At 65.1% G+C, this 18774-nt stretch carries 16 protein-coding genes; 3 read left to right on the top strand and 13 right to left on the bottom strand.

All coding sequences use genetic code 11. From position 1 onward, the window contains the following. Positions 1 to 5: 5 nt before the first annotated feature. Complete coding sequence (locus FR728_RS15160; protein ID WP_244304672.1) at positions 6 to 1079, bottom strand: ABC transporter ATP-binding protein; 1074 nt, start codon at positions 1077 to 1079, stop codon at positions 6 to 8. 200 nt (positions 1080 to 1279) lie between these two features. On the opposite strand from FR728_RS15160, the gene FR728_RS15155 reads away from it, so the two are divergent. From FR728_RS15155 to FR728_RS15145, 3 genes are all read left to right on the top strand, one after another. Then, positions 1280 to 2296: a LacI family DNA-binding transcriptional regulator gene (locus FR728_RS15155; RefSeq protein ID WP_149893571.1), complete on the top strand. Its 1017-nt coding sequence runs from the start codon at positions 1280 to 1282 to the stop codon at positions 2294 to 2296. A gap of 90 nt (positions 2297 to 2386) precedes the next feature. After that, positions 2387 to 3742, top strand: coding sequence for a type I glutamate--ammonia ligase (locus tag FR728_RS15150; RefSeq protein WP_188318925.1), 1356 nt, complete (start codon positions 2387 to 2389; stop codon positions 3740 to 3742). Further along, on the top strand, positions 3742 to 5052 hold the full coding sequence (locus tag FR728_RS15145) for an NAD(P)/FAD-dependent oxidoreductase (RefSeq protein ID WP_149893570.1): 1311 nt from the start codon (positions 3742 to 3744) through the stop codon (positions 5050 to 5052). The genes FR728_RS15150 and FR728_RS15145 overlap by 1 nt, the downstream gene beginning before the upstream one ends. Positions 5053 to 5558: 506 nt before the next feature. Here the strand turns inward: FR728_RS15145 and FR728_RS15140 are convergent. The 12 genes from FR728_RS15140 to FR728_RS15085 form a co-directional block, all read right to left on the bottom strand. Then, positions 5559 to 7847, bottom strand: a complete 2289-nt coding sequence (locus FR728_RS15140; RefSeq protein ID WP_149893569.1) for an arginine/lysine/ornithine decarboxylase — start codon at positions 7845 to 7847, stop codon at positions 5559 to 5561. Positions 7848 to 8113: 266 nt separating this feature from the next. Continuing rightward, positions 8114 to 9478, bottom strand: a complete 1365-nt coding sequence (locus tag FR728_RS15135) for a formimidoylglutamate deiminase (protein ID WP_149893568.1) — start codon at positions 9476 to 9478, stop codon at positions 8114 to 8116. A gap of 99 nt (positions 9479 to 9577) precedes the next feature. Continuing rightward, positions 9578 to 10405, bottom strand: coding sequence for an N-formylglutamate deformylase (gene hutG / locus FR728_RS15130; protein WP_149893567.1), 828 nt, complete (start codon positions 10403 to 10405; stop codon positions 9578 to 9580). A gap of 73 nt (positions 10406 to 10478) precedes the next feature. Next, a complete protein-coding gene (locus tag FR728_RS15125) occupies positions 10479 to 11243 on the bottom strand; it encodes an amino acid ABC transporter ATP-binding protein (RefSeq protein WP_149893566.1) in 765 nt (254 codons plus the stop codon). Continuing rightward, on the bottom strand, positions 11240 to 11908 hold the full coding sequence (locus tag FR728_RS15120) for an amino acid ABC transporter permease (RefSeq protein ID WP_149893565.1): 669 nt from the start codon (positions 11906 to 11908) through the stop codon (positions 11240 to 11242). The genes FR728_RS15125 and FR728_RS15120 overlap by 4 nt, the downstream gene beginning before the upstream one ends. Positions 11909 to 11941: 33 nt before the next feature. Then, the gene (locus FR728_RS15115; protein WP_149893564.1) at positions 11942 to 12685 is read right to left on the bottom strand and encodes a transporter substrate-binding domain-containing protein; all 744 of its coding nucleotides are present in this window, start codon (positions 12683 to 12685) and stop codon (positions 11942 to 11944) included. After that, the gene (locus FR728_RS15110; protein WP_149893563.1) at positions 12682 to 13449 is read right to left on the bottom strand and encodes an IclR family transcriptional regulator; all 768 of its coding nucleotides are present in this window, start codon (positions 13447 to 13449) and stop codon (positions 12682 to 12684) included. The genes FR728_RS15115 and FR728_RS15110 overlap by 4 nt, the downstream gene beginning before the upstream one ends. A gap of 212 nt (positions 13450 to 13661) precedes the next feature. Then, the gene (locus tag FR728_RS15105; RefSeq protein ID WP_208998848.1) at positions 13662 to 14360 is read right to left on the bottom strand and encodes an aspartate/glutamate racemase family protein; all 699 of its coding nucleotides are present in this window, start codon (positions 14358 to 14360) and stop codon (positions 13662 to 13664) included. Positions 14361 to 14376: 16 nt separating this feature from the next. Further along, entirely contained in the window at positions 14377 to 15300 is a 924-nt protein-coding gene (locus tag FR728_RS15100; RefSeq protein ID WP_149893561.1) for an N-carbamoyl-D-amino-acid hydrolase, read from the bottom strand. Then, entirely contained in the window at positions 15297 to 16544 is a 1248-nt protein-coding gene (locus FR728_RS15095) for a diaminopropionate ammonia-lyase (protein WP_149893560.1), read from the bottom strand. Before FR728_RS15095 ends, FR728_RS15100 begins: the two co-directional genes overlap by 4 nt. Then, positions 16544 to 17719: an amidase gene (locus tag FR728_RS15090; RefSeq protein ID WP_149893559.1), complete on the bottom strand. Its 1176-nt coding sequence runs from the start codon at positions 17717 to 17719 to the stop codon at positions 16544 to 16546. The genes FR728_RS15095 and FR728_RS15090 overlap by 1 nt, the downstream gene beginning before the upstream one ends. 81 nt (positions 17720 to 17800) lie before the next feature. Then, entirely contained in the window at positions 17801 to 18466 is a 666-nt protein-coding gene (locus FR728_RS15085; protein WP_188318924.1) for a FadR/GntR family transcriptional regulator, read from the bottom strand. Between the last annotated feature and the right edge of the window lie 308 nt (positions 18467 to 18774).

Genomic DNA, 18774 nt, shown 5'->3' with positions numbered 1-18774 from the left:
AGGTGTCATGCGGCGTGAGCTGCCGCCTCTTGCCCGGTCACGGTCGTCTGGGATCTTGCAGGAAACAGACATAAGGCCGTGGCCGGGATACATGCCTCGACGACAGCGCCGATGGGCATTTTCCGGGGGGCATCGACGAGAATGCGATGCGCTCCGATTTCGATTTCGTGGCGATAGACCGAGCCGAGATAGGCTTGCTGGCGAACCTGCCCGCGCAAGCGCAGATCCGGCTCCGGCGCCCTGTCCTGCATCGACCGCGAGACGGGGTCGAAGCTCGCGGCATCGGCCCGAAAGATCAGGTCCGCCGAGCCGCTGCGAATGGCTTGAGGGATGTGCATGGCGTCCGGGGCCAGACGCAGGGTCTTCCCGTCCGGCAGGCGCAGGTCGCCTTCGACTGTCACCCCCACCGGCAGGGTGTTTTCCGCGCCCATGAAGCGGGCGACATAAGCGTTGTCCGGCCGGTGATAGACCTGTTCCGGCGTGCCCGCCTGGGCGATCTCGCCCTTGTTCAGGATGACCACCCGGTCGGCCATGGACATGGCTTCCTCCCGGTCGTGGGTCACGAGGATCGTGGTCAGGCCCAGACGCTGCTGGAGAGCGCGGATCTCGTGGCGCATGGTTGCGCGGATACCTGCATCGAGATTGGACAGAGGCTCGTCGAGAAGGAGAACGGGCGGGGAAACGGCAAGGGCGCGCGCAAGCGCCACCCGCTGCTTCTGACCACCGGACAGCGCGGCAATCCGGCGGGCGGTCAGGCCCTCCAATCCAACCAGTGCCGCCATTTCCGCTACCCGGTCGCGGATCCGCTCCTTCGACCACCCCCGCAGCTTGAGCCCGTAGGCGATGTTCTCGGCAACGCTCATGTGGGGCCACAGGGCATAGGACTGGAACATCATCGCCATGCCGCGCCCCTCCGGCGGGGTCTGGCTGAGGTCGCGTCCATCGAGAAGGATCTCGCCGCGACGCACGGGAACGAAGCCCGCCAGCGCCCGCAACAGGGTCGTCTTGCCACAGCCGGACGCCCCCAGGAGCGCGATGAACTCCCCTGCTGCGACATCCAGCGAAAGTCCGGAGATCACGTCAGCCCTCTCATAGCCGAGGTGCAGATCTTTCAGGGCGATACCGGATCCAAGGGCGGGAGATTTGCCTTCCTGGGGCATGGGGCGACCAATCATTCTGTGACACGTTCATAAAGCTGCTACACAAGTTGTGCACACGTGTTCACATACCGGCCTCCCATGACACCGTTATGACGCCAGCAAGAAGGAATGCAGACAATATGGCGCAAGACACACCTGTCCAGCCGCGACCGCACCGGGTCACCGCCGCCGATGTCGCCCACCAGGCGGGGGTGTCGCGATCTGCCGTGTCGCGCGCCTTCACACCGGGGGCCTATCTGCATCAGGACAAGCGGGAACACATCCTCAAGGTCGCAGCAGAGCTCGGTTACCGTCCGAATGCGCTGGCGGCCGTGCTTCAGGGAAAGGGCCGCTCCCATCTGGTCGCCATCGTCACCGGAAGCCTCGAGAACTTCTACGATAGCGAGATCCTGTCGCGCCTGGTTCAGCAGCTCATTGCCCAGGGAAAATGGCCGGTCGTCCTTGGAGGCGACGATGTGCCGGAGGCTGACGTGATGGCCGTGCTCGGGTTTCCGCTCGATGCGATGATCGTGCGCGGGGGATCCGTGCCGGACGAGGTGGTGGACCACTGCGCCAAGCTGCAGATCCCCATGATCGTCTCCGGCCGCATTCTCGATCATCCTGGGATCGATTCCGTGTGTTGCGAGAGCGAACAGGGTGCGGCGCTGGCGGTGCAGGCGCTGGTCGAAAAGGGGCGCCGTCGCATCGCCTATCTCGGTGGTCAGGCGGATCTGAGTTCCGAGCGCGAGCGGCGGGCCGGCTTTCTTTCGGCCATGGCAGCGGCGGGACTCGCGCCAGTTGCCCTGACGACCGGCAACTACAGCTATGACGGCGGGCTTGAAAGCACACGCTCCCTGCTGGAGCAGCATCCCGAGATCGACGGACTGTTTTGCGCCAATGATGCGATGGCCCTGGGCGCCCTTGCTGTGGCAACCGGTGAAATGAAACGCCGAGTCCCCGAGACGCTCTCGATCATCGGCTTTGACGACATCGCGCTGGCCCGGTGGCCGAGCTTCGGTCTGACCACAATCCGCAATGACATCGAGGAAACCGTGTCGCAAATGATGCGCCTGCTCGCGCGCCGGCTCGACACCCCTTCGGCTCCCGCCGAGCTTGTCCGCATCCGGCCGGAATTCGTTCCTCGGCTGACTCACTGAGCTCCATCGGGTCCGCCCCTAAAGGAAGTTCGCGACAAGTGATCACAAATCAGCGTAACCTGAGCCATCTCTTCCAGGCTGGAGTAGGGCTTGAGCGTGTCTGTCGACAATCTGAACGAGTGGCTGCAAGAGCGGCCCGAGGTGGAAACCGTCTTCGCCTGCGTGTGTGACCTGAACGGCACCCTGCGCGGCAAGCGCCTGCCGGTGGAGCAGGCCGCGAAGATCCTCGGGGGCGGGTTGCGCATGCCCCTGTCGATCTTGAACGTCGACATCTGGGGCGAGGACGTGGAGCGCAACGAGCTGGTCTTCGAGACGGGCGATGCAGACGGCATCTGCGAATTCACCGGACGGCCGATCGTGCTCATCAGCTGGACCAACCGGCCGTCGGCTCTGGCCATGCTGTGGATGCGCGAGGAAAACGGCGATCCCTTTGCCGGCGATCCGCGCCGCGCGCTGGCCCGGGTGGTCGAACGCTACAAGGCACTCGGCCTGACCCCGGTGGTGGCGACCGAGCTGGAATTCTATCTCTACGACCCGAGCGGCACCCAGCCGGAGCCCCCCTGCTCGCCGATCACCCAGAAGCGGCTCGGCTCGGATGGGGCGCTGTCCCTCGACGAGCTGCAACACTTCGACGAGTTCCTCGACGACGTCTATGACGCCTGCGCCGAACAGGGCATTCCCGCCGATGCGGCGATTTCGGAGAACGGCGCCGGCCAGTTCGAAATCAACATGATGCACGTGGACGATGCGCTGAAGGCCGCTGACGACGCGGTTCTCTTCAAGCGGCTTGTGCGCGGCATTGCCCGCAAGCACGGGCTGGCGGCAACCTTCATGGCCAAACCCTATGGCGTGCGCTCGGGCAGCGGCTTCCACGTGCATTTCTCGCTGGTGGACGAGAACGGCGTGAACCTCTTCGACAATGGCGGCGACGAAGGAACGCCGCTGATGCTGAACGCGGTGGCGGGCCTGCTGGCCACCATGCAGGAAAACACCCTGACCTTTGCCCCGCACGAGAACTCCTATCGCCGACTGCTGCCCGGGGCCCATGCGCCGACCAGCGTCGCCTGGGGATATGAAAACCGGACGGCGGCCATCCGCATTCCCGGCGGCAGCCCGAAGGCCCGGCGCATCGAGCACCGGGTCGCCGGCGCGGACGCCAACCCCTATCTGGTTCTGGCCAGCATTCTGGGTGGGGCGCTCATTGGCATCGAGCGCAAGATGGAGCCCGAAGCCCCGATCACGGGCGACGCCTATTCCATGAAGCTCGACCACCTGCCGCTCGACTGGGCGACCGCGATCGAGGCCTTCCGGCGGGGCAAGAACGTCAAGGACATCTACTCGAAGCGCCTGCAGACGATGCTCGTGGAAAGCAAGATCCAGGAACTGCAGCGCTTTGCCCGGCACGTGACCGACTTCGAGTATGACACCTATCTGGAGGTCGTGTGATGGCGCGACAGGACTTTGCCGCAACCGGCATCACCCCCCATACCTCGAGCTATTACGCGGCGAGTGCCAACCCCTCGCCCGAGCGTCCGGCCCTTTCCGGCGACCATGAGATCGACATCTGCATCGTGGGGGCCGGCTACAGCGGTCTGTCGACCGGCCTGCATCTGGTGGAGAAGGGCTACAAGGTCGCCATCATCGAGGCAGCCCGCGTCGGCTGGGGCGCCTCGGGGCGCAATGGCGGCCAGATCGTCAACGGCCTGAACGCCAGTCTGCAGACGATCCGCAAGCGCTATGGCGCCGACACGGCGACTTTCGTGGCCGGTCTCGTCCAGGAAGGCGGCGAGATCATCCGCGAGCGCATCAAGACCTATAACATCCAGTGCGACCTGAAGGAGGGCAACGTCTTTGCCGCCTTCACCGGCGCCCACATGCGCGACCTGGAAGAGCGGGTGAAGCTGTGGGAAAGCTACGGCATCAAGAACCAGGAGATGCTCGACAAGGACCAGCTGCGGCGGCACATCAACTCGGACGTCTATGCGGGCGGCGTGATCGACCACTCGGGCGGGCACATGCATCCGCTGAACCTGGCGCTCGGGGAGGCTGCGGCCTTCGAGAGCCTGGGCGGCACGATCTATGAGAACACGGTGGTCACGTCCGTCGACACGGATGCCCCCCGGCCCGTGGTGCGCACGCGCGGCGGCACGATGACCTGCAAGACGCTGGTGCTCTGCGGCAACGCCTATCTGGGCCACGTGGTGCCCGCGCTGGAGAGCCGGGTCATGCCCGTCTCCACCCAGATGCTGGCCACGGAGCCGCTGGGCGATGCCCGCGCCCATGACCTGCTGCCGACGGATGTCTGCGTGGAGGACGTGCGCTACATCCTCGACTATTACCGCCTGTCCGGCGACAAGCGGCTGATCTTCGGCGGCGGCCTGGTCTATGGCGGCACGGATCCGCACGACATCAAGGCAAAGATCCTGCCGAACCTGCACAAGGTGTTCCCGCAGCTGAAGTCGGTGAAGATCGACTATGCCTGGAGCGGCAACTTCGCGCTGTCCTTCTCGCGGGTGCCGCAGATGGGCCGCCTGGGAGACAACACCTATTTCGCCCATGGCTACAGTGGTCACGGGGTGACGGGCTCGCACACCTTCGGCCGCATTCTGGCCGAGGCGATCAGCGGCGACCGTACCCGCTTCGACGTGTTCGAGAAGGTGCCGTGGTTCCCCTTCCCCGGCGGACGCATGTTCCGGGTGCCCTACTCGGTCGTCGGCTCCTGGTGGTACGCCCTGCGCGACCGGCTGGGTGTCTGATCAGGTCCGGCCGCCACAGCGGATCGAGATGAAAACGGGCGCCCAAGGGCGCCCGTGAAGTTTGAAAAACCTTTCCATCGTCATCCCGGAAGAATGGCGAAGCCGGAGATCCGGAATGACGACCTGATAGGGCGGCGTCTGGTAGCACTGCCTTGCGAATCGGGAAGCGGCGTTACCTCTCCCAAGCTGGGAGAGGTCGGACTGACAAGTCCGGGTGAGGGTTGAAACCATCATCCCCGCATGCTCCGGAACATTACCACGCCCTTGTCGATCCTCACCCGACGCGTTGCGTCGACCGCTCCCGATCCCGGGAGAGGTAAATTTCGCCGTGCCTTCTCCTGACGGAGGCGAGCTCCCCCAGCCGTGTTCGAGTCCGCCAGCCCTCAGCATTGCAGCATCCGAAATACCATCCGATAATCGGAGTTGAGGACCCAAAAAAGGGGCATACCGACTGTCGAGGACCTCGGGCGCCATTGGGCCCCCGCTGCCAATCAGATGCTCTTAACTTACTCCGCCACGCAATCGGCGAAGTAATGCACCTGGCCGTCGGCGCCGACTTCCTGGACGAGGCCGTGGATGTCGGTCTCGAAGCCCGGGCATTCGCGAGCGAATTCCCGGTTGAACTTCAGATACTCGACAATGCGCTTGTTGAAGACCTCGCCCGGGATGAGCAGCGGAATGCCCGGCGGGTAAGGGGTGACAAGGCTGGTGGTGATGCGGCCTTCCAGTTCGTCGATCGGCACGCGCTGGGTGGTGCGCCGGGCGATGTGGGAGAAGGCGTCGGAGGGCTTCATGGCCGGCTGAAGGTCGCTCAGATACATCTCGGTGGAGAGGATCGCCACGTCATACTTGGCATAGAGCGCATGGACGTGCTGGCAGAGATCGCGCAGGCCCATCTGCTCGTAGCGCGGATGCTTGGCGCAGAATTCCGGCATGGTCCGCCACAGGGGATGGTTCTTGTCGTAATCGTCCTTGAACTGCTGCAGCGCGGCCAGCAGCGTGTTCCAGCGGCCCTTGGTGATGCCGATGGTGAACATGATGAAGAACGAGTAGAGCCCGGTCTTCTCGACAACCACCCCATGCTCGGCCAGGTATTTCGACACGATGGAGGCCGGAATGCCGGTTTCCTCGAAGCGGCCATCCAGGTTCAGGCCCGGGGTGATGATGGTGGCCTTGATCGGGTCGAGCATGTTGAAGCCCGGCGCCATGTCGCCGAAGCCATGCCAGCTGTCCTCGCCATCGCGCTGGACGCCTTCGCTGTCGGTGCGGCGCAGGACCCAGTCCTTGTTGCGGCCGATGCCTTCCTCCTCCAGCTCGTCCGGACCCCAGACCTGGAACCACCAGTCGTCCTTGCCGAACTCCGCGTCCACCTTGCGCATGGCGCGGCGGAAATCGAGGGCCTCGAGAATGGATTCCTCCACCAGCGCCGTGCCGCCGGGGGGCTCCATCATGGCCGCAGCCACATCGCACGAGGCGATGATGGAATATTGCGGGCTGGTGGAGGTGTGCATCAGGTAGGATTCGTTGAAGAGATGCCGGTCGAGCTTGGTGTTCTCGCTGTCCTGCACCAGCACGTGGCTGGCCTGGCTGATGCCGGCCAGCAGCTTGTGGATCGACTGGGTGGCGTAGGTCACCGATTCCTTGGTGCGGCCCCGCTTGCGGCCCATGGCATGGTAGCTGCCATAGAACGGGTGGAAGGAGGCGTGCGGCAGCCAGGCCTCATCGAAGTGGAGATTGTCGACATAACCGTCGAGCAGGCCCTTGATGGTCTCGGTGTTGTAGAGCACCCCGTCATAGGTGGACTGGGTCAGGGTCATGATGCGCGGCTTGACCGTGTCGGCATCCACCCCTTCCAGCAACGGGTTGGCGCGGATCTTCGCCTTGATGCTTTCCACCTCGAACTCGGCATGGGGGATCGGCCCGATGATGCCGTAGTGATTGCGGGTCGGCTTCAGGAAGACCGGCACCGCTCCGGTCATGATGATCGAGTGCAGGATCGACTTGTGGCAGTTGCGGTCGACAACGACCACATCGCCCGGTGCCACCGTGTGGTGCCAGACCATCTTGTTGGAGGTCGAGGTGCCGTTGGTGACGAAGAAGCAGTGGTCGGCGTTGAAGATGCGGGCCGCGTTGCGCTCGGAGGCACCGATGGCACCGTTGTGATCGAGCAGCTGACCGAGCTCCTCCACCGCGTTGCAGACGTCGGCGCGCAGCATGTTTTCACCGTAGAACTGGTGATACATCTGGCCGATGGGCGACTTCAGGAAGGCCACGCCGCCGGAGTGACCCGGGCAGTGCCAGGAATAGGACCCGTCCTCGGCATAGTCGAGCAGCGCCTTGAAGAAGGGCGGCTGGATGCTCTCCAGATAGCTCTTGGCTTCGCGGATGATGTGGCGCGCGACGAATTCCGGCGTGTCCTCGAAGGCGTGGATGAAACCATGCAGCTCGCGCAGGATGTCGTTCGGCAGGTGGCGGGAGGTCTTGGTCTCGCCATAGACGTAGATCGGCACGTCGGCGTTCTTCCAGCGCACTTCCTCGATGAAGCTGCGCAGGTTGACCACGGCCGGATCCAGATCCGGGCCGGAGGTGAACTCCTCGTCGTCGATGGAGAGAACGAAGGCGCTGGCGCGCGACTGCTGCTGGGCGAACTGCGACAGATCCCCGTAGCTCGTCACCCCGAGAACCTCGAACCCCTCTGCCTCGATCGCCTGGGCCATCGCCCGGATGCCCAGACCGGAGGAATTCTCGGAGCGAAAGTCTTCGTCGATGATGACAATGGGGAAACGAAATTTCATCGCGTTATCCTAATGGGAACGGGGCAGAAGGGACAAGGCACGTGCGTCGGTTGCCGCCGCGCCCCTGTAGAGCATCGCGAGGCGCATGTCTCTCCCGCGTCGGGCCCAATCTAACGTTTTCGGCGGGGCATGCAATTGCCCAACAAGACCATGGACCTGTCACAGGGATGCGACAGCACTCACTTCCTGTTTCCAAGTCGAAACGACAAGGCCCGGTTCCATGGGGAGAACCGGGCCTTGAGGATTTCAGCTGCGAAGGAACCTGCTCAGATGAGCCCGGTCACCGACATGAGCTCCGTCATGGTGGCGCGGAATCGAGGTTCGATGCGCTCGCGCTCCACATGGGTGCCCGAGCGGACGACCTGACGTCCCCGCACCCAGAGCCCGTCGGGACGCAGTGCCGTGCCGAAGATCCAGCGATCCATCAGCCGGTCGCGCTGCAGCCAGGGTTCGCGCGCGGTGTCAAAGGCAAGGAAGGTGGCCGGTGCCCCTGCCCCCAGATCGGTGCTGACCCCAAGGGCCGCACTGCCGCCGGCGCGGGCGCCCTGATAGAGCTCTCGACCGGTCGAGGCGCCCTGACGGGCAATGACGGCTCGATTGTGATGGGTCAGACGCTGGGAATACTCCAACTGACGCAACTCGTCGGGAATGCTGATGGAGACGTTGGAATCCGTTCCGATGCCGAAGGAGCCGCCCTGCTCGAAAACCGCGCGGCTGCGTGAAATGCCATCGCCCAGATTGCCCTCGGTGATCGGGCAAAGGCCCATGTGCACCCCGGCTGCAAGCAGGCCTTCGAGCTCCGCTTCGGTCAGGTGGGTGGCGTGGATGAAGCACCAGCGATCATCGAGAGGCGCGTTCTGAAGCAGCCATTCGGCCGGACGCAGGCCCGACCAGGCCACGCAGTCGTCCACTTCCTTGATCTGCTCGGCCACATGCATATGCACCGGCGCGCCGTCGGCCATGGCCAGCACCTGTTCCAGCTCGGCAGGCGTGACGGCCCGCAGGCTGTGGGGGGCCACGCCGACGTTCACACCAGCTCGTGACGCTGCCAGGGCGCGGCACCGCTCCAGGATCCGCGCGAAGCCATCGGGATCGCAGATGAAGCGGCGCTGTCCTTCCACCGGCGGCAGGCCGCCAAAGGTCGAGTGGGCATAGAAGGACGGCAGAAGGGTGAGACCGATGCCGGTCGCCTCAGCGGCGGCCACCAGCCGTTCCGACATCTCGCCGATCTCCGCATAGGGACGGCCGTCCCGGTCATGGTGGAGATAGTGGAACTCGCCCACCTGGACGAAGCCCGCCTCCAGCATTTCCATGTAGAGCTGCGTGGCAACGGCCTCCATCTGGTCCGGATCCATGGCCAGGGCAAAGCGGTACATGACATCGCGCCAGGTCCAGAACGTGTCCGTGCCGGAGCCGCGGGTTTCTGCCAGACCGGACATGGCCCGCTGGAAGGCATGGCTGTGATGATTGCTCATGGCCGGCAGCAGATGGTCGACACGCTGGTCGCCTTCGGCCGGCGCAACGCCGCTCTCGATGCCGGTGATGATCCCGTCCTGAACGGAGATGCGGGTGTCCTCGGCCCATCCCTCGGCCAGAAGGGCCTGACGGGCGTGGAACGTCTCGACGGTCATTTGGAGGATTTCCTCAAGGTGCGGCCGGTTGCCGATTGGGGCCGGCCGGTTCTGTTGTCTGTCTCGCAATGGGGCGGGCCAAGGCTGGCGCCTTGGGCCTTACGCGCTCTTGCCCGCCAGGCGGAGGGCTGCGGCCTCGATCTCCGACAGCATCCGTGCCAGCACGGGGCGCAGGGAGGCCGCCTTCTCGGGATCGTAGTCATAGGGCAGGCTCTCGCTTGCCAGATGGGTGGACTGGGCCAGTTCCAGCTGGATGGCGTGGACGCCGTCTTCCGGCTTGCCGTAGTGACGGGTGGTCCAGCCGCCGCGGAAGCGGCCGTTCAGCACGTGGCTGAAGCCGGAGGCCTTCGCCACCTCGACAGCGACGGATTCGATGGCCGCGTCACAGGTCAGGCCACCGTCGGTACCGAGGTTCAGGGCCGGCAGGACACCCTCGAAAAGGAACGGGATCTTCGACCGGATGGAATGACAGTCGAAGAGAACGGCCACCCCGTGCTCTGCCTTGACCCGGGCGATCTCTGCCTCGATGGCCGCATGATAGGGACGGTGGAACCCGGCGATGCGTTCGGCAATGTCGGTGTCGGTCGGCGCTTCGCCGTCGCGCCAGATCGGCACGTCGTCGAAGTCGGTCAGGGGCACGAGGGACGTGGTGTTCTGGCCCGGATAGAGACTGTGGCCGGAGGGATCCCGGTTGGCGTCGATGACATAACGGCTGAAGGTCGCCCGCACCACGGTCGCTTCGGGCAGCAGATCCTCATAGAGCCGGTGGATGTGCCAGTCGGTGTCCCCGACGGTGCGGCCATGGGCGTTGAGCCGGGCTGCAATGTCCTGCGGCACATGGGTGCCAGTGTGGGGCATGCCCAGAATTACGGGCGAGGACCCGCGGCGGATCTCGAAGGGGGCGGACGGCGACGGATGATCGGTCATGAGATGGGTCCTGTGACGGTCGGCTTGTGCGGCGCGAGGGCTCGGCGGTGCAACCCGCAAAGCCCCGGCACGCTCAATGGCTCAGGATGCACTTCAGGAAGGTGCGGGTGCGTTCCTGCTTCGGGTTGGAGAACACGTCTTCCGGCTTGCCGTGCTCGATGATGGTTCCGTCCATTACCAGAACCTCATCGGCCACTTCCCGTGCGAAGCCCATTTCGTGGGTGACGACGATCATGGTCATGCCTTCGGCGGCCAGCGCCTTCATGACCTGAAGCACCTCGCCGACCAGTTCGGGGTCGAGAGCCGACGTCGGCTCGTCGAAGAGCATGACCCGGGGCTCCATCGCCAGCGCCCGGGCGATGGCCACGCGCTGCTTCTGACCGCCCGACAGCTGGGCCGGATAGGCGGACGCGCGTTCCTTCAACCCGACCTTGTCCAGCAGGGACAGGGCAAGCTCGTCGGAGGCCTTGGCGGACATACCGCGCAACTTGCGCGGACCGATGGAGACATTCTCGAGAACGGAGAGATGCGGGAAGAGATTGAACCCCTGGAAGACCATGCCGACCTGCATGCGCAGGGCGTTGAGCTCCCGGTCGGGCAGCATCTTGCCGTCGACCACCAGATCCTTGTCGCAAATGCGGATGGAGCCGCGCTGGGGCACTTCCAGACAGTTGCAGCACCGCAGCAGGGTGCTCTTGCCGGAGCCGGAGGGACCGATGACGACCACCACCTGAGACGGCATCACATCGAGGGAGATGTCGCGCAGGACGTTGAAGTCGCCGAAATCCTTGCCGAGGTCGCGGATCTCGAGGATCGGGCGGATATCGGACGTCGTCATTGCACCATTCCTCCCACGCGCAGGCGCTTTTCGATGAGCCGCAGGGTCTGTCCGGCCAGGGTGGTCAGGACCAGATAGATGAGGGCCACGGCGATGTAGACTTCCAGCGAGCGGTAGCTGACCGAGATGATCTTCTGCCCCTCGTGCATCAGGTCCGAGATGGTCAGCAGGGACACGAGAGCGGAGTTCTTGATGAGGGCGATGAATTCGTTGCCCAGCGGCGGCACCATGCGCAGCACCGCCTGAGGCAGGATGATGTAGCGCATGGCATGGGCATAGGACATGCCCATGGAGCGGGCGGCTTCCATCTGGCCCCGGTCGATGGACTGGATCGCGCCGCGCACCACCTCGGAGACATAGGAGCCGGAATAGAGCCCGAGACCGATCACGCCGCAGACAAAGGCAGGCAGCAGGATGTCGAACTGGGGAAGGCCGAAGAACAGCAGGAAGAGCTGAACCAGCAGGGGCGTTCCCCGAAAGAACAGGACGTAGGCGGAGGCCGTGCCGTAGAGAATGCGCTTGCCCGGATCGAGGCGGGCCATGCCCACGCACAGACCCACGATGATGCTCAGGACGAGCGATGCCACGGTGATCTCCACGGTGACAGACGCACCGTGAAGAAGGTCAGGCCAGCCTCGCCAGACCGGCGAGAAATCCAGTTCCATCGGAGAACTCCTGTTATTCTTGCGTTCGAGGGCTTACTTGACGCCGCCGAACCACTTGCTGACCAGGGCATCATAGGTGCCGTCGGCCTTGATGGCGTCGAGCGCCGCGTTCAGTTCTGCGGTCAGGTCGGCCAGGTCCTTGCGCACGGCGATGCCGTATTCCTCGGTGGTGACCTGCTTGGGCAGCACGTGCACCGCGTCGTTCTTGCTGGCGAAGAGCAGGGCAGCCGGCTTGCCGGTCACGGCAGCATCCACGCGGCCGGTCAGCAGCAGGTTGAACATTTCTTCGTTCTTCTCGACTTCGACGAGCTGAGCTTCCGGATAATGTTCCTTCAGATAGGCCACGGACTTGGTGCCGACCTGGACGGAAACCTTCTTGCCCTTGAGGTCTTCCGGACCGGTGATGGAGGCATCATCGGCCTTGCCGAGGACCACGAGACCGCCCGGATAGTAGGAATTGGTGAAGTCAACGACCTTCTTGCGCTCGTCGGTGATGTAGATGGCGGAAACCGCCACATCGAAACGCTTGGCGACGAGGCCCGGGATCAGGCCCTTGAAGTCGATCTGCGTCCAGTTGACCTGACGGCCCATCTTGGCAGCCAGGGCTTCGACCATTTCCACGTCAAAGCCGGTGCGGACGTTGTTGTCGAAATATTCGAAGGGCGGGAAGGTGGCGTCGGTCGCGACGTTGAGGGTCTTGGTATCCTGGGCCTGAGCGGCACCTGCCAGCGACAGGGCACACACGACGCCGAGGGCGAGTTTCTTGATCATCTTCATTGACTGTTCCCATTCTGGTTCTGGTTCTGGTTCTGGTTATCGATGCTCTCGGCGAGACGCCGAGTGATATCCGCCGCAGCCTTGACGGTTGCCGCGACAAATTCCTGTGTCCTTGTGCCCACGCGCACGACCGGCGCCATGAGGCTGAGGCCGCAGACCAGCCGGCCGGCGCTGTCGAAGACGGGAGCGCTCACGCCCCAGACGCCCATGTCGACCTCGCTCTCGCTCTGGGCATGACCCTGGGCGCGGATGGAAGCCAGCTCGGCCTCGAGCGCTTCCAGGGCATCGCGACGGAGCGCGCCCTGCTGCACGAGGCGGCGGACGACTTCGGGCTGATAGGCAAGAAGCAGCTTGGCGGAGGCCCCTGCCCGCAGCGGCTGGGAGCGCCCCTTGGCGAAGGAACAGCGGAGCGACTGGGAGCTTTCCACCATCTCGACGCAGACCACATCGGTCGCCACTGCCTGCATCAGGCCGACGCTCTCCTGAGTCGTCTCGGAGAGGGCGACCATGACCGGGCGGGCGATGGCGGAGATCAGCTGCAGACCGTCGAAGCTCTGACCGATGCGCCAGCAGGCAGGCCCAGGCGCAAAGCCCCCATCGCGACCCATGTCCGCCACCAGATCATATTGCTTGAGGAGTGCGATGTGCCGGTAGACCGAGGAGACGGGTACGTCCAGCTGCTGGGCAAGCTCTGCCGCCGTCATGGCGCGCGGCGAGCTGGTGATGGCAATGAGAGCGTCGAGGACGCGTTCGGCAGCGGACATCTTGAATTCTCATTTTTCGAGAATTGTTTTCTTCATTTTTAATAATTGATCACTCTGTAACCCCTGTCAATATTTCAGGCAGATGCACGCAGGCGCCGGGTGTCTCAGCACGGCGCAATCCGCTGTCTCCGCAGCGTCAAAGGGCGGGAAAAAACTTTGCCAGATGGCCTGCAGGATGGCTTCTGGAGCGCCTTGAGTGAGCGCTTCGCGAGCTAGCGCAAAGGCATGATCTGGCGCAGAAGGGCGCGGCAGGCTTCGGGCACCGGCTCGATCAGGGGCACAGTGCAGGTGGAGCCGAGCTCACGGGCGGCGCGCGCCAGCGGACCGCCGCCGATGACGATTGCCCCGGCGTCGGTGGCCCCGAGCGCGCGCCTGATCGTCTTCGCCAGAGCCTCCCGCAACCGCTCCGGAGCCGCCATCACCTCGGCAAGCGACCCTTCGGTGAGAAAGGTTCCGCAGAGCTGGCGCCCCACGCCATAGGCTTGCGCCCGCGCCGTGATCGGCGCGACGAGATCAGGAGTGGTGGTGACGATGGCAAAGCGGCGGCCACCCGCCGCCGCGGCGCGCATGCCGGCCTCTGCAATCCCCACCACGGGGACGCTCAGGCGCTCGCGAAGACGCTGAAGCCCCGGATCGCCGAAGGCAGAGACGATCGCGCCGGCACAGTTGCCCTCAAGCTCCGCCACCAGCCCTGCGACCACGTCTCCGGCCGCCGCCAGTTCCGCCGGGGTCGAGATGATCGGCGGGCCGGAGGGCGCGGTCAGGCCGACGAGCTCGAAACTGCCTTCCCCCGCCTGCACCTCGCGGGCGATCCCCACCATCGCCTGGGTGGTCGCCGCACTGGTGTTAGGATTGATCAGGACGATCCTGCGCTCAGGCGCTGATGCCCCGCCCGGCGCTCCGCCCCTCACCCCGCCCGGCGCCACCTCAGGTCCCCGGCTTGACCAGCAGCCCGTACTGGTCCGGCTGGCGGTGCTTCTCGAAGCTGAAGATGTTGTCCTGGATCTCGCGGCAGCGGTCGAGATCGCAATCGGCGACGGCGACCTCGTCGCCCCGCGTGAGGCAACGGGCAACGATCTCGCCCGTGGGCGCGATGATGCAACTGCCGCCGATCAGCTCGCAGCCCTCTTCCAGCCCGGCCTTCGCAACGCCGACCACCCATGTCCCGTTCTGATAGGCCCCTGCCTGCAGACACAGATGGTTGTGAAAGTCCTGCAGATGGTCATGCTCGGGTGCGGGAGGATAATGCTGCGGCGTGTTGTAGCCGATCAGCACCAGCTCCGCGTTCTGCAGACCGAGCATGCGGAATGTTTCGGGCCAGCGCCGGTCGTTGCAGATGGCGCTGCCGATGCGCCCGCCGAGAGCGTCCGCGACGGGGAAGCCCAGATCCCCAACCTCGAAGTAGCGCTTTTCCAGATGCTGGAAGGGACGCCACGCCTCATGGTCCCGGTGACCGGGCAGATGGATCTTGCGGTATTTCAGCAGGATCTCGCCTTGAGAGGAGACCAGAACCGACGTGTTGAAGCGCCGGATCCGCCCTTCCCCTTCCCGCACCAGCTCCGCATAACCGAAGCTGAAGGCCACCCCCAGTTCTGCGGCCGCGCGGAACAGCGGGGCGGTCTCGTCCGAGGGCATTTCCGTCTCGAAAAAGGCGTCGACCTCGGTCTGGTCTTCGATGTACCAGCGCGGAAAGAACGTGGTCAGGGCTAGTTCCGGATAGACGACAAGCTCCGCGCCGCGCGCATTTGCTGCGCGCATCAGGGCAGTCATGCGTTCGACTACCTGCGCGCGGGTCTCGGTGCGGGCGATGGGGCCCAGCTGGGCAGCGGCAATCCTGAGGCTTCGGGTCACGGCAGGGGCTCCGGGTTCTGGGAAACGGCTGGTTGATGCGGCACGGGTGCGCCGACGATCTGATGGTAAAGTTCAGCGTCCGTGGCCCCTTCCGTGCCGAAGACCAGCACCCGCGATTGGGGCGTGAGGCCGAAGGCCGTGGCCGAGGCTCCGGACAGGAGGGGGGAAATCGTCAGACAGGCCGCCAACCCCGCGACGGCGGATTCCCCGGCGACCAGCGCGGGATCGCCGTCGACACCTTCGGCCAGCAGACGCATGAGGGCGACGGCAGCCTCGTCGCAGACCGCGACCGCGCCATCGGCGGCTGTGCACAGGATCTCCCAGGCGAGCTCGGAGACCTCTCCGCAGGCAAGACCCGCCATCAACGTGTCGAGCGCCCCGTGAACGGGGACAGGGTGGCCCGCCCGCAAACTCTCGACCCAACAGGCGGCGCGATCAGGATCGGCCAGCACGATGACGGGACGGGCAGCGCCAAACCGGCGCCAGAGGTGTGCGGCGACCGCAGCCGCCATGCCGCCGACGCCCGTCTGCAGGAAGACATGGGTCGGAGGACTGTCCGCCCCCCAACGCGCTTCCCACTGGGCAAGGGCCTCGTGCGCCATGATCTCGTAGCCCTGCATCACATCCTTCGGGATGTCGCGATAGCCCGGATAGGACGTATCCGAGACCACGACCCATCCCTCTTCGGACGCCCGTCTCTGGGCCTCGCGAACGCTGTCGTCATAGGTGCCCGGGGTGCGGACGACCTGCGCGCCAAACGCCTCGATCGCTGCCTTGCGGCCTTCGCTCACGGTTTCGTGGATGAAGATGACGCAGGCAGAGCCGAAGGTCCGGGCTCCCCAGGCGACCGAGCGACCGTGATTGCCATCCGTCGCGCAACAGACCGTGAGGCCCGCCGCATGGAGGCGCATCCGGTCCGCGTCGTCCGGGGCAATTCCGGCGGCCTGCGCCGAGCGGCGAAGCACCTGCCAGACGGCATAGGCGCCACCCAGGGCCTTGAAGCTGCCGAGGCCGAAGCGTGCGCCTTCATCCTTGTAGGCGAGCCGGGCAAGACCGGCCTGCCGGGCGAGACCGGCAAGCTCGACCAGAGGGGTCGGCGCATAGCCTGGCCAGGAAGACACCGCCGCCAGCGCCCGGGCGAAGGCCTCGTCATTCAGGATCTCTTGCTGAATCGGGCCATAGAGACAGGCGGGATCTGCGGCCGCGTTGATCACCTGATCCGCAAGTGCGGGCAGCGCGATCATCAGAGGGTCTCCGACAGGGCGCCGGCGAGGGCAAGCAGATCCTGATCGGCACCGCGCGAGCCGATCAGGGAAAGGCCGACCGGGGCACCGTCGACCCGAGCACCGGGGACGGTGAGCTCCGGATAGCCATTCAGCCCGGCAATGCAGGTGTGCTGCATGATGGCGGCACGGAAGACGCCCAGATCCTCCTGTGAGGCCGCGCGCAGCGGGGCAGGACCGGGCGACGTGGGCATGACAAGAACAGTGCCTGCGCCCAGCAGCGCGTCCATGTCGGCGCGGATGCTGGCCTGAACGGCCTTGGCCTGTGCCACCTGCAGGTCGGTAATGGCACGCGCGATCTCGATCCGGTCGCCGACGCCCGGCCCGAAGGTGGGCGACGTGCTCTCGACCCACGCGCCCAGCGCTTCCCAGACTTCGCGCGCCTGGATGATGCGGAAGGCCTCATACCAGCCGGCAAGATCCGGCTGGGGCAGCGGGGTCGTCACGGCCGGCCCGACCAACGCTTCCAGACGGGAGAGCATGGGGGCCAGCGCCTCGCGAACGGAGGGCGCCACGCTGTCCCAGACCGTCGCGGGCGCCCAGAGACGTGTCGGGGCCACGCCCTTCCCGGCCTCGATGCCGAGTGCGGCGCCGACGCGTGCAAAGACCGACCAGTCGGCGGCGAACCAGCCCGGCACATCGAAGCCGATCGCCAGCGGCAGGATCCCTTGTGCCGACAGGCGTCCATGGGTCGGCCGCAATCCGTAGAGACCGCAGAAAGAGGCCGGTGCGCGCACGGAGCCGCCCGTGTCCGTTCCCAGGGCAAAGTCCACCAGCCCGGCCGCCACGGCAGAGGCAGACCCGGACGAAGAGCCGCCCGGCACCCGGTCGGGCGCGGCGGAATTGACCGGCGTTCCGTAATAATGATTGGCGCCGATGATGCTGTAGGCGATTTCGTCCATGTGCACGAAACCGGCAAGGGATGCGCCCGCGTCCAGCAGGGTCTGCACCACCGGCGCGGTGAGGGTGGAAGGCCCGTGGCTTGTCTTCCAGTCCGGCGTCCCGTTGCCGGCGACGCGACCGGCGAGCTCGTAATTGTCCTTGGCGGCAAAGGTCAGGCCATCGAGCGCCCCGGCCCCGGAGTGCAGCGGCGTGTCGAGGATTTCGGAGAAGGCGGCAACGGTATCGGCGATCATGGGTCCTCGCAGGGGCTGGGGGCTGGGGGCTTGGGTTGGGGCTGGGCAGGAGCAACGGAAAGGCGGCAGTCTCGGATTTGATCAGCCGCCGAGGGAAAGGTCGATATCGCAGCGCAGAGCCGCGAGACGGATGTGGTTGCGCAGGGCCGCACAGGCGGCCGGAATGTCGCCGGCCGCCAGATGGGTGACGATTTCGGCATGCTCCCGAGCCGTGTCGCCAATGCGCTCCACCAGCACCATGGGCACCCATTGGCTGTCCTGCATCACCTTGGCCAGGTGACGCCGGATGTCGCGGTAGAGCCGGTTCGGGCAGGCCTCGAACAGGAGATCGTGAAAGAGCGTGTCCTGTTCGGCGGCAGCGACTGCATCCCCGATGGCGGCAGCATTGACGAGGGCTTGAACGGAAGCCTCCAGTTGCGCCAGCCGCCGGGCATCGACAACCGCGAGCGCGAGAGCCGAGGGCTCGAAATCGGCGCGGAAGCGATAGACGTCGCGCAGGTCGTAGCCTTTCTCGAACGGCCAGAAGTCGGCGGGGCGCCCGTCCGAGGTCGAGGACACGAAGATGCCGCGCCGCTGCTCGATGCGCACTAGTCCCAGGGTTTCCAGCATGGACAGCCCCTCGCGCACGGAAGGGCGCGAGACCCCGAGAAGAACGCTGAGCTCGCGCTGGGACGGCAAGGGATCGCCGGCGGAAAGACCCGCGTCGCGAATATGCCCTTGCACCCAGCGCGCAACGCGGGCGGGCACAGATGCTTCGTCGGCTGACAAATTCTCAAGCACCGGGACAACGGGCTGGGAACGGGCGGGGTCTGGCGCGATCTTAGTCACTTTTGCTCAATAAATCGTCTTGCATAGAAATTGACCGGAAAATACGGTCATCTGGTCAGGCCAGATGAAAGTCATAGCCTGAGCGCCAAATCAAAAGCAAGAACCAAGCAAAAATTGAGTTTCGACGAATTCAGACGATGAAGGCCGGCCGGTTTTCGCGAACGGCAACTCATGCCGATACTCGAATACTTTGTCTCTTCGTCGCACCCCGAGACCTCTCTTCTCAG

The sequence above is a fragment of the Roseibium aestuarii genome, from assembly GCF_008477545.1.
Classification (GTDB): Bacteria; Pseudomonadota; Alphaproteobacteria; order Rhizobiales; family Stappiaceae; genus Roseibium; species Roseibium aestuarii.
The sequence above is the reverse complement of the archived record's forward strand: the minus strand, read 5'-3'. Positions and strand labels throughout refer to the sequence as shown.